At 49.5% G+C, this 12,448-nt stretch carries 7 protein-coding genes and 1 other annotated feature; all 7 genes read left to right on the forward strand.

The features are described from left to right. Positions 1 to 2,277 (forward strand): non-ribosomal peptide synthetase (locus WH45_RS12050; protein WP_046214682.1); only part of this gene is annotated, 2,277 nt, incomplete at its 5' end. 13 nt (positions 2,278 to 2,290) lie between these two features. Further along, the gene (locus WH45_RS12055; protein WP_046214683.1) at positions 2,291 to 5,578 is read left to right on the forward strand and encodes a non-ribosomal peptide synthetase; all 3,288 of its coding nucleotides are present in this window, start codon (positions 2,291 to 2,293) and stop codon (positions 5,576 to 5,578) included. A gap of 39 nt (positions 5,579 to 5,617) precedes the next feature. Continuing rightward, a complete protein-coding gene (locus tag WH45_RS12060; protein WP_046214684.1) occupies positions 5,618 to 6,601 on the forward strand; it encodes a threonine ammonia-lyase in 984 nt (327 codons plus the stop codon). Between the two features lie 52 nt (positions 6,602 to 6,653). Then, on the forward strand, positions 6,654 to 7,970 hold the full coding sequence (locus WH45_RS12065) for an MFS transporter (protein ID WP_082096762.1): 1,317 nt from the start codon (positions 6,654 to 6,656) through the stop codon (positions 7,968 to 7,970). Positions 7,971 to 8,065: 95 nt separating this feature from the next. Then, positions 8,066 to 8,336 (forward strand) — a binding site (T-box leader). 138 nt (positions 8,337 to 8,474) lie between these two features. After that, complete coding sequence (gene leuS, locus WH45_RS12070; RefSeq protein WP_046214685.1) at positions 8,475 to 10,916, forward strand: leucine--tRNA ligase; 2,442 nt, start codon at positions 8,475 to 8,477, stop codon at positions 10,914 to 10,916. Positions 10,917 to 11,047: 131 nt separating this feature from the next. Continuing rightward, complete coding sequence (locus WH45_RS22865) at positions 11,048 to 11,737, forward strand: ComEA family DNA-binding protein (RefSeq protein ID WP_052723756.1); 690 nt, start codon at positions 11,048 to 11,050, stop codon at positions 11,735 to 11,737. Between the two features lie 22 nt (positions 11,738 to 11,759). Next, positions 11,760 to 12,260 carry a deoxycytidylate deaminase gene (locus WH45_RS12080; RefSeq protein WP_046214686.1) on the forward strand — a complete coding sequence of 167 codons (501 nt, stop codon included), beginning with the start codon at positions 11,760 to 11,762 and terminating at the stop codon, positions 12,258 to 12,260. The last annotated feature ends 188 nt before the right edge of the window (positions 12,261 to 12,448 follow it).

The raw sequence follows: 12,448 nt of genomic DNA on the forward strand, positions 1-12,448 counted from the left end.
TATGTCCATCAGGTCAAGGAGAAGTGCCTGGGAGCTTACGCCCACCAGGAAGTGTCCTTTGAGCGGGTTGTCGAGGCGGTCCAGCCGGAGCGGCAATTGAATCACCATCCGGTATTTCAGGTCATGTTCTCTTCCGAATTCGATGACGAGCAGCATATATCTCTTGCTGAAGGGATGGATATGATCCCGATCGAACTGGAAAATAAAGTATCCAAATTTGATCTTTCGATTCATGTGGTTGAGCAGAAAAACAGTGTTAAATGTGAACTGCAGTACCGTCTCGATCTGTTTGGTGAGACGATGATGAATGAATTGGCGGATCACTGGTTGTCTCTTTTATACGGAATTGTTGAGCGATTCGATCAACAGGTATTTCATTTGCCGATTCATCATGTCAGCGTGAACACGGGCGATTCAGCCCACCCGGCGTCCAGCCCGCTCGCACAGCCTGAGCATATGTTTTTCTATGATTATATCGATCAGCTGGCAGGCCGCCAGTCTGGCGCAGCGGCTATTGTATTCGACCGGACCACAGTTACTTATAGTGAACTGACCACGTATGCCAGCCAAATTGCCGGTTATCTTGCCGAACGTACCTATCCTGCACAGTCAGCGATCGGCGTCTATATGAATAAAGATTGGAAAGTGATCCCTATCGTACTGGGTATTATGAAAGCCGGTCATATTTTCGTTCCTCTGGACCCTCAGCATCCTGTGCAGCGGACTCAATACATGATGGAAGATGTAGATTTACAGGCTGTTTTTGTACAGCAGAATCATCAGCTGGTCGGAACGAAGAGTATGGAGCTGCTGGAAGTGGACAGCCTTTGGGCGGATATGATGGCGATGGATGCCGTTTTTGTAAATACCGCACGTCAGCCGGAAGATAAAGCCTACATCATTTATACATCAGGTACGACCGGCAAGCCGAAAGGAATCCCGATTAATCACCGCAATCTGGCTTATGCCTGTCCGTCCTGGAAAAAGGCCTATCATACGGACAAAGTGAAACGCTACGTGCAGCTGGCGAGCATTGCTTTTGATGTCTTTATCCAGGACATGGTTCGAAGTCTTTGTTCGGGTGGCACATTGATTTTGTGTGATCGCCATACACTGATTAATATGCCTGATCTGTACCAATTATTGTACTCGCAGCAGGTACAGTTTGGTGAATTTGTACCTGCTGTTTTGAAAAAGCTGGCTTCCTATATGAAGGAGCAGCATAAGCGGTTGCCGGAGCTGCAGTTGATCGTTTCAGGAGCAGATACATGGTATGCCAAAGACTTCGCAGACCTTCGTCACTTGTTCCATGAGCAGGTTACCTTCATTAATTCCTACGGAGTTACAGAAGTGACTGTGGATAATCTTTATTTTGAACTTGGCCCCGCAACGGTGCTGGAAGGGGAGATTGTACCCATTGGCCGCCCGCTGCCTCATATTCGTGCCTATATTCTGGATGCTCATCAGCAGCCGGTACCACATGGTGTATCCGGTGAATTGTACCTGGGTGGCCCATCCGTATCGCAAGGGTATTATCGTCAGCCTGCGCTTACTGCTGAGAAGTTCGTATCCCTGCCGCATATTGATGAAGGTCTGCTGTACAGAACCGGCGATCTGGTACGCTGCTCATTTGCAGGACATATGGAGTTCCTGGGACGCAGGGATTATCAGGTCAAGATCAGAGGATATCGTATTGAAATTGGTGAAATTGAATCGATCATTCGCAAAACCGGACTTGTACGGGATGTGAGAGTGACTGCCAGAGAAGTTCATTCGGACAAACGGTTGGTTGCGTATCTGATCCCGCATTCGGATTCCTCCGGCAAGCTGGTTCACAGTGAACTGATTTCCATACTCAAGAATGAACTGCCGGCTTATATGGTGCCCTATGCCATTGTGGAGCTGGAACAATTTCCTTTGAATGCCAATGGCAAAGTCGATGCTCAGGCATTGCCTGAACCGGACAGCAGTCTGCGGGAACAATCCTTTGTACCGCCGCAAAATCCGTTTGAAGAATTGGTTGCTCATATCTGGCAGCAGGTGCTTCAGTTGGAACGAGTCGGCCGACATGATCACTTCTTTGAACTGGGGGGACATTCCTTGATCGCTGCGCAGGTAGCTTCAAGGTTACAGCAGCAGCTGCAAATGCCGATTCCATTAAGTCTGATTTTTGAATGTCCTGTATTGGAACAAATGGCTGTGCGCCTAGAAGAATCCGTCATGCAGACATTGAACGCCATGTCAGACGAAGATGCAATGAATATGTTGACACATTAAGGGGGAACCGTGAATGAGCTCCATGTCCGGACAGGCTGTACTTTTATCCGAAAGCAAAAACCAGCTGCTGCAGCAGTTACTGAGTCGCACAGGATCAACCGGGTATTCGATTCCAAAGGTACCGGCAGGACAGCGTATACCGCTATCTTTCAGTCAGCAGCGATTGTGGTTCCTGGACAAATTCCTGGAAGACAAAAGTGTGTATAATATCCCGCTGTTTATGCGGCTGCATGGGAGTCTGGATAAGGAAGTGCTGTTCAAGTCCATTGTTCATATGCTCAGAAAACATCATATTTTAAGAGCAAGCATTGCAGATCATGGAGAAGCTGCCGAACTCCAAATTGGAGAATCCCTGAACGGATGGATAGAAACGATACCTTATATAGCCGAGAAGGACGGCGAGCGGGAATCATTTGTACACCGTATGGCTGAGCAATGGTTAAGCCATGAGTTTTCATTACAACAAGGTCCTTTGTTCAAAATTGCTTTACTGGAGCTATCCGATACTGAATTCGTACTGCTGATCTGCCTGCATCATATGATATTCGATGGCTGGTCCCAGCAAATATGGATCAGAGAGTGGACACAGCATTACAACCAACTGGTTACCGGAACAGCACAGATCGGGGAAGAATCACTGCGTATACAATATGCGGATTATGCCTGCTGGCAGCATCGGCAGCTGGAATCCGGCCAATGGGATCATCAGTTATCGTACTGGTCAAAGCAGTTGTCCGGGGCCCTGCCTGTATTGGAACTTCCGACAGACTATTTGCCTCCGGCGATACAGACATTCAGGGGGCGTCAGCATGTGCTGGATCTGTCTGCAGAACACAGCCGACAGGTAAATGCGTTCTGTCTGCACCATGGAGTCACACCGCATATGTTCTTTCTGGCTGCGTATAAGGCACTTCTCGCCATATACAGTGCCCAGGAAGACATCCTGGTAGGAATACCGGTGGCCGGCAGGCACCATGGAGAACTGGAAAATATAATCGGCATGTTTGTAAATACGCTTGTGATTCGCAGTCTGGTTGATCCGGCGTATTCTTTTGCAGACCATGTACAAAATATTAAAAAGCTTTGCCTGCAAGCATATGAACATCAGGATATCCCGTTTGAGAAACTGGTGGAACAATTGGCGCCGGATCGCAGTACGAGCGGTTCTCCCATTTTCCGTACACTCTTTTCCATGCAGAACTATTCTTCGGACGATAATGTGGATCTGCATGGTCTGCAGTCGGAATGGCTGGAAGTCGAAAATCATACCGCCAAATACGATCTGTCTCTATTCATGAGCGAACAGACAGATCGGTTTACGGCGGAATGGCAGTACAATACAGAGCTGTTTTGTGCGGATACGATTGCCCGTATGGGCAGACATTTTGAACAGCTGGTGGCACAGGTACTGAATGACCCTCATATTACGCTTGGTGAAATCAATGTCTTAACACCGGATGAGACGTTGATGTTCTCGGAGGTTAACCGGACTCAATCCGATATTCATTCCGGATCGGTCCAGGAGCTGTTTCGCCGGCAGGCTGTGTTATATCCCGATTGGCCGGCTGTACATGAAGAAAACCGGATATTGTCCTACCAGGAGCTTGAAAATCTGTCAGATCGGGAGGCACTCCGGCTGCTGCAGCATGGAGTACAAGCGGGCCAGCGAGTGGCCGTTTGTCTGGAACGCTCCGCTTCGTTTGTTGTTGCCGTACTCGCGGTATTAAAAGCCGGAGCCGTGTATATACCGCTCGATCCTTCCCTGCCGGAATCGAGGCTCGCCTATATTCTTGAAGATGTACAGCCGCAGGCCATTTTTGCAGAAAGAAAAGCAGTATCTTTTCTGCATAAGTATACGGACCAGTTATTGATTATGGACATCGATAATCCGGCTGGAAATCAGGCTGCTGTCGGTGCGGATGAATCAGATCGTTCCGGGTTGGATTCCATACCATTACCTATCGGATCGGCAAATGATCTAGCCTATATTATCTATACATCCGGTTCTACAGGCACTCCCAAAGGTGTATGTATCCGCCATGAGGGGATTATCCGACTGGTTCAAAACACAAATTATGTGGATATTCAGCCGGGCCATCAGGTGGCGCAGATTGCCAATGCTTCTTTTGATGCCATTACATTTGAACTGTGGGGAGCCCTCTTGAATGGAGCCTGCCTCCACATTATGCCGCAGGATACGGTGCTGTCTCCTCCTGCATTCAGTGCATGGATCAAGGAGCGAAGCATTTCCTTTATGTTTGTTACAGTGACGCTTTTCAATCAGATTGTGCAGCAGGTTCCGTCCGCTTTTGAAAAGCTGGATACACTGCTTGTCGGCGGAGAAGCTTGCCATCCCAAATGGATGAATGAAGTGATCCGGCATGGTAAACCGCTTCATTTGTTAAACGGCTACGGGCCTACCGAAAGTACAACCTTTGCACTGACATATGAATTAAATGATCTGGTGCCGGATACACAGTATTCGATTCCGATTGGTCGACCTATTAGTAACTCCAGCGTATACGTGTTGGATCCGTATGGACGTCAGGTACCTGTAAATGTGCCGGGTGAACTTTACATTGGCGGAGCAGGCCTTGCCTCCGGTTACTGGCAGCGCGATGAATTAACAGCCAGTCGATTTGTTCGCTCTCCGCATCTTGATGAGGAAGTACTTTACCGCACCGGCGACCGGGTGAAGTGGCTGCCCGATGGAACGATCAGTTATCTGGAACGGCTGGATCATCAGGTGAAGCTGCGTGGGTACCGGATTGAACTCGGAGAAATTGAAGAGACGGTAAGGCGCCATTCTGGAATTCGGGAAGCTGTGGTTCGGTTACGGTATTCGGCAGATCAACAGCCATTTCTCGCCGCCTACTTTACAGCCGGGGAGCCGGTCGTGCTGATGGAGTTGAATGCGTATTTGAAATCGGTGCTTCCGGATTACATGATTCCATCTGCCCTGCTGCGGGTGGATAGCTTCCATATGACAACCAATGGCAAGATCAACACGCATCTGCTGCCTGATATTCCTCACGGTTATTTTGAGAGTGCAGAGTATGCTGCTCCTCAGAGCGAAATGGAAGAAGTGGTTGCTGAAATATGGCAGGATGTACTCGGTATATCCCGAATAAGCATGCATGATTCTTTCTTTTCAATCGGTGGACATTCTCTGCTCGCGATTCAGGTTATTGCCGCTCTGGAACAAATATTGGAACAGAGCTTGAGTATCCGGCTTTTATTTGAACATTCGACAGTTCGTGAACTGGCTGCAGCTCTGGATGCATTATGGTCTGAACAATAAGTGCCTTCGTCTATTAATATTTTGAAAAGAGGAATCAGCATGGAGTTTACAGTGGCTCAGATTCAGGCAGCACAGAGCGTGCTGCATCGGCATACGAAAGAGACACCTGTTCAGACCAGTGAACTGTTGAATCGGTTAACAGGAAAAAATGTATGGCTCAAACCCGAATTCAATCAGTACACCGGTTCATTCAAATACCGCGGCGCTTTCAATTTTCTCGCTTCTCTGGATCGTTCACAGTATAGAGGAGTAATTGCAGGCTCATCGGGCAATCATGGCATAGCGGTATCCTCGATTGCTGGCCGCATGGGGATTCCGGCGACAGTTTGCATGGCAGAAGATGCTTCTTTGTACAAAAGGAAAACCATTCTTCATCAGGGAGCTGAAGTGGTGTCCTTTAATCGGATGCTGCAGAACAGGGAAGAGGTAGTAAAGGGGATAGCGGAAGAATATCAGCTGTGCATGATTCCTTCCGCCAATCATCCATTGATTATGGCAGGAGCGGGAACCATCGCTTTGGAAATGCTGTCCGATGTGGATGAGCCTGTACTGGATGCGATTATCGTTCCGGTAGGAGGGGGAGGGCTCGCATCGGGTGTAGCGCTGGCAGCACATCATGTCCATCCAAATATCCGCATTATCGGGGTAGAGCCTGCCGCAGCCAATGACGCCAGCCTTTCCATAAAAGCGGGCCGGATTGTGACTATCGATACACCGCAGACCCTGGCGGATGGGCTTTGCCACAGTCATATTGAAAAATTGCCTTTCCGTATTATGCAGGAGCAGCTTGAAGATATTGTAACTGTAACCGAGCAGCAGATTGAATACGCATTGGAGTTGGCACATACCCGTCTGGACCTGGCGATTGAACCCACGTCGGCTGTCGTTATCGCAGCCCTGCTGTTCGCCGATCTGCCCCGGCACTGGCGCCATATCGGTATTGTACTGACCGGAGCCAACATGGATCCGTCTGTATACCCGTCGCTGCCAAACCACATTATGCAAAGTTCGGCAGTTCATTGAGACGTATACCGTTTGGCGAGATTGTTCAGCATGGGATGAGGAGATGCACCTAATGAAATCATTATTCAGCAACCTTAATTTTTTATCTCTGTTTACAGGACGTATGGTTACCAATATCGGTGACAGCATTTATTATGTAGCTTCCATGTGGCTGGTCTACCAGTTGAGCGGCAGCACATTTTACACGGGACTGGCAGGCTTTCTGATTTTGCTGCCCAAGACGCTTCAATTTCTGACCGGACCACTCGTGGACAGATGGAATGTCAAAAAGACCCTGATCACTACCCAGCTGCTGCAGGCAGTACTGATCCTGATCATTCCGGCTGCCTACATGCTGGATCTGCTGAGCGTGCAATTGATATTGATTGTTATGCCGTTGCTTGCCATTATTGCAGAGTTTGCCTATCCGGTGCAGACCAAGATGCTGCCGCTGGTGTTGACCAAGGACCAACTGGTCAAAGGAAACTCCCTGATGGCATTTGCTTACCAGGGAATTGATCTGGTGTTCAATGCGCTGGCTGGTGTAATGGTGAATCTGGTAGGAGCTATTGCATTGTACTGGATGGATTCGGTTACTTTTATTGCCGCCGCCATCTGTTTTGCCATGCTGAAGCTTTATCAGCCGGGTCTTCTGCAAAAAGAACCTGCAGCAGTGGCTGCCTCCTACTCTTTTAAAATATATATATCCGATTTGCAAAAAGGCTTTTCGATTGTTTTTCATTCCCTGCTGCGCTTTTTTCTGATCGGACTTGTGGTGGCGAATTTTGCTATCGGTTGTTCGATGGCAGTACTGCCTGCATTTGCAGATTACATAGGCGGGGCAGAGAGCTACGGATTGTTGCTGGCGGCGATGTCGGCCGGTTCACTGATTGGGGCTTTGGCAGGTGCGTCTTGCAGCAAATACCGGATGGGGAAGCTGATTATCGTATGTTTTACTATAGGTGCCGTATGCTGGACCATATCAGCCATGGTTACCCTGCCGGCTGTTTCAATTGTGCTGTTTGGAATCGCATGGATTTTTATCGGTATGGTCAATGTGATGTTCGCAGGCATTTTTCAATCGGTTATTCCCAATCATCTGCTGGGCAGGGTCAATTCGGTGATGACGAGTATCAGTGTAATTGCAATGCCGATCGGCTCCCTGCTGGGAGGATATTTTGCCACGCGTATGCAGCCTTCGCTGCTGCTCGCGGCGGCAGGTGGCGGAATCTTTTTTATAGCTGTAGTATGGCTGCTTCATCCTCGTCTGCGTCAACTTCCTGCAGTTACTCAAATCGACCGGTCCATTCTGTCTTTGAATATACCGGAAGAGAAGGAGGACGTTGAACTATCCAAGCCCATTAATCCACAGTGCAAAACAATTGGGTAATGCTCGGTAATTTCTTTCATTGACTTTAACGATTAACTTTTTTACAATAAAACCATTGTTATAACCGGGTAGCTTTATGCTGATCGGTTCATAGTTAATGCTCAGTGAAAAGGAATAGTAATATCAGCAAGCATTACATAGAGAGTCGGCGGCTGGTGCAAGCCGATATGATGCTGGTGTGAACTCGCCTTGGAGATATGCGTCAGGAATAACGGAATGCAGCCGGATCACTACCGGATATCATAACCGCAGATTCTGAAACGCATCGGCTTCCTGCCGTTATCAGGAAACTAAGTGAGTGAATGGTGAAGCATACCTGTTCGCTAACTAGGGTGGTACCGCGAGATCTAACCTCTCGTCCCTAGCGATATATACGCTGGAGACGGGAGGTTTTTTGTTGCTTTCGGACGTGAATGCTGTGTCGTCCGGACGAATAACAGAATGCATTATCAGGAGAAGGGCATCACCGGAGCAGCCATTTTTATACTACAAGGAGGAAATACTATGACAGAAGTACACACTTCCCAGCCGGGCTACCGTCCGCAGGAACTCGAACCCAAGTGGCAGGGCTACTGGGATGAGCACAAAACATTCAAAACGACCGAGGACCCGGGCAAACCGAAATTCTATGCGATGGACATGTTCCCGTATCCATCCGGCGCCGGTCTGCATGTAGGCCATCCGGAAGGTTACACGGCGACAGATATCGTTTCCCGCTACAAGCGCATGCAGGGTTACAATGTACTGCATCCAATGGGCTGGGATGCGTTCGGCCTGCCTGCTGAGCAGTATGCGATTGACAACGGCGGTCATCCGCGTGAATTTACGATTCAGAATATCAATAATTTCCGCCGTCAGATCAAGTCCCTGGGCTTCTCTTATGATTGGGACCGTGAGATCAGCACGACCGATCCGGATTATTACAAATGGACACAGTGGATCTTTATCCAGCTGTATAACAAAGGTCTGGCTTATATCGCCGAGATTCCGGTCAACTGGTGTCCTGCACTGGGCACGGTACTGGCAAATGAAGAAGTCATCGATGGTAAAAGTGAGCGCGGTGGCCATCCGGTCATCCGTCGCCCGATGCGTCAATGGATGCTGAAAATCACCGAGTATGCAGATCGTCTGCTTGAAGATCTGGATGAGCTGGACTGGGCGGAAAGCATCAAGGATATGCAGCGCAACTGGATCGGCAAATCCAAAGGTGCGGAAGTTACTTTCCAGGTAGAAAATACAGAAGAAGAAATCCGCGTGTTCACAACACGCCCGGATACACTGTTTGGGGCAACTTACTGTGTGCTGGCTCCTGAGCATCCGCTGGTAGAGAAAGTCACAACAGCGGAGCAGCAGGAAGCAGTCAAAGCTTACCAGGAAAAAGCTTCCCACAAAAGTGATCTGGAGCGTACCGACCTCAACAAGGACAAGAGCGGTGTATTCACAGGCGCCTATGCAGTGAATCCGGCGAATGGCGAGAAACTGCCAATCTGGATCGCCGATTATGTGCTGGCTGCCTATGGTACAGGTGCAATCATGGCTGTACCGGCTCATGATACACGCGACTGGGAATTCGCTCAGAAGTTCGAACTGCCGATCATCGAAGTGGTTGCCGGCGGCGATGTCACCAAAGAAGCCTATACCGGTGAAGGCGAACACGTAAACTCCGGTATGCTGAATGGCATGCAAATGGAAGAAGCGATCTCCACCATGATTCAGTGGCTGGAGGAAAACGGCAAAGGTGAAGGCAAAACGACGTATCGTCTGCGTGACTGGCTGTTCAGCCGCCAGCGTTACTGGGGAGAGCCGATTCCAATTCTGCATCTGGAAGACGGAACCATCAAGCCGGTACCGGAAGACAGTCTGCCACTGCTGCTGCCGGATCTGGAAGAGATCAAGCCGTCCGGTACAGGCGAATCGCCGCTGGCCAATGCAACCGACTGGGTAAACACGATCGATCCGGAGACAGGCATGAAAGCACGCCGTGAGACCAACACGATGCCGCAGTGGGCCGGCAGCTGCTGGTACTACCTGCGTTATATCGATCCGAAAAACAATGATGAACTGTGCTCCAAGGAGAAACTGGATTTCTGGATGCCGGTGGATCTGTATATCGGCGGCGCCGAGCACGCTGTACTGCATCTGCTGTATGCGCGTTTCTGGCACAAAGTGCTGTACGATATCGGCGTAGTTAACACCAAGGAGCCTTTCCAGAAGCTGGTTAACCAGGGCATGATCCTCGGTACCAACAATGAGAAAATGAGCAAATCCCGCGGTAACGTCATTAACCCGGATGATATCGTCAACGAATACGGTGCGGACACGCTGCGTCTGTACGAAATGTTCATGGGTCCTCTGGAAGCGACCAAGCCGTGGAACGAAAATGGCGTAGAAGGCATGCACCGCTTCCTGGCACGGGTATGGCGTCTGTTTATTAATGAAGAAGGCACTATCAGTTCCAAAATTGTCGACAACGGTGGCGATGACAATTTCAAGCGCACATGGCACAAAACGATCAAAAAAGTGACCGAAGATATGGAGAATCTGCGCTTCAATACGGCGATCAGCCAGCTGATGATCTTTATCAATGAAGCTTACAAAACCGACGAGCTGCCTCGTCAGGCAATGGAGAACTTCGTTCAGCTGCTGTCTCCGCTGGCACCGCATATTGCCGAAGAACTGTGGTCTCGTCTCGGTCACAGCGGCAGTATCACCTATGTGGAATGGCCGAAGCATGACGAAGCCTGGACAACCGAATCCGAAGTGGAAATCGTTATCCAGATTACCGGTAAAATCGTGCAGCGCGTCAACGTTGCCAAAGACATGGATGCCAAAGCGATGGAAGAATTCGCCCTGTCCCTCGATGCGGTCAAACAGGCGATCGAAGGCAAGACGGTTCGCAAGATTATTGCTGTGCCGGGCAAACTGGTTAATATCGTAGCCAACTAATTTAGACTATTGTTGGACAATGAATAATCGATTTGAGTATTGAGCTTCTTATTATTTACCTCCTATGCGATGGGAGACCAATTACCGGGATACCGGTAATATACCGGGTCCCGACAAACAGAGGTGCAGGTATGAAACGTAATATGATATGGATAGCAGCCGTGTCGGCTCTACTTGGAGTCAGTCTGATTTGTTTTGGTGCAGGGCAGCCTGCGGATGAAGGGACACCCTGGACTGTACTGAATGAGAGAACCGAAGCTTCACTGGCAGAGAACGCTCAGATCGATCATGGAAAAGGAAAGACGTATTCTGCCGATGCCAGGCAGAATGCGGAAATCCCTGCTCCGCAGACAGCGACGGTCCAGCCGGTATCCACACAAACGAAGCCGGACAGCCAGCCGGATTCAGGTCAATCTGCTGCGTCCTCTCTTGAGAGGACAGGTGAGCATGCAGCAGCTGTGCTCGGTTCCGATACCGGTACAGCCGCTCACTCACCCGGACGATCCGAAGATGCAGGTACTGTCCAATCCGGTAAAGGATCACAGCCCATATCTGGCCAGTCATCTGATCGGGTAGCAGAATCTGCGGCCGAGTCATCGATCAGTACAACCACTGCAGAGGATACGTCCGGCAGAATCAGTATCAATCAGGCCGGTCTGACCGAACTGACTGAACTGCCCGGCATTGGGGAAAAGAAGGCACAGGCTATTATCGATTACCGTAATGCACACGGTCCTTTTCGGAGTGTAAGCGAACTGGATAATGTCAAAGGGATCGGCAGCAAAATGCTCGCCAAACTGCTGCCATACGCAAGGCTTTAGATGGTTAAGGGGGAAGACCAGGATGCGTAAAGACTGGGATACGTACTTTATGGATATTGCACATATGGTATCGACACGTTCACGCTGTCCGCGCCGTCATGTCGGTTCCGTACTCGTACAGGGCAAAAAGCTGCTCGGTACCGCCTATAACGGAGCACCAATGGGTGTGCCGGACTGCTCGGAAGCGGGCTGCATGATCTCGGAAGAGGTCGAACTGGTGATATCCGGCGGTGTCGAGACGATGGTAAAAAAACAGCGCTGCATTCGTACGATCCATGCCGAGCAGAATCTGCTGCTGTTTACAGACCGTGCAGACCGCGAAGGTTCTACTGTATATGTAACGGATGAACCCTGCTGGACCTGCGCCAATATGCTGGCCAACAGCGGTATTGTCGAAGTGGTCTATCACCGTGCATATCCCAAGGATACTCGCAAAGTACATGAAATGATGCGTCAAAAGGGAATTGTATTCCGTCAGCTGCAGGCCTATGAGCCGCCGCAGCAGACGGTAATTATCGATTGATTGAATATATGCCGTGCAGATACATGTCTGCACCCTCTGTTATTTCTCATCGCACAGGAGAATAGAAGAAGTCACCGTTAATGGAAGAACCATTATCAGATCCGCCGGATGCCTGTCATCCCGCTGGTAAGATAATGGTTCTTTTTTGCGGATATCTATGGAAAAGATCCGTTTTCTCTATTCTTCCT

Origin of the sequence: Paenibacillus wulumuqiensis (genome assembly GCF_000971965.1) — a bacterium.
GTDB classification, from domain to species: Bacteria; Bacillota; Bacilli; order Paenibacillales; family Paenibacillaceae; genus Saccharibacillus; species Saccharibacillus wulumuqiensis.

What these genes read in the sequence shown, in the direction of transcription:
- WH45_RS12055 (WP_046214683.1), top strand. Translation starts at nt 2,291, where the DNA reads ATGAGCTCCATGTCCGGACAGGCTGTACTTTTATCCGAAAGCAAAAAC.
- WH45_RS22865 (WP_052723756.1), top strand. Translation starts at nt 11,048, where the DNA reads ATGAAACGTAATATGATATGGATAGCAGCCGTGTCGGCTCTACTTGGA.
- WH45_RS12065 (WP_082096762.1), top strand. Translation starts at nt 6,654, where the DNA reads ATGAAATCATTATTCAGCAACCTTAATTTTTTATCTCTGTTTACAGGA.
- leuS (WP_046214685.1), top strand. Translation starts at nt 8,475, where the DNA reads ATGACAGAAGTACACACTTCCCAGCCGGGCTACCGTCCGCAGGAACTC.
- WH45_RS12060 (WP_046214684.1), top strand. Translation starts at nt 5,618, where the DNA reads ATGGAGTTTACAGTGGCTCAGATTCAGGCAGCACAGAGCGTGCTGCAT.
- WH45_RS12080 (WP_046214686.1), top strand. Translation starts at nt 11,760, where the DNA reads ATGCGTAAAGACTGGGATACGTACTTTATGGATATTGCACATATGGTA.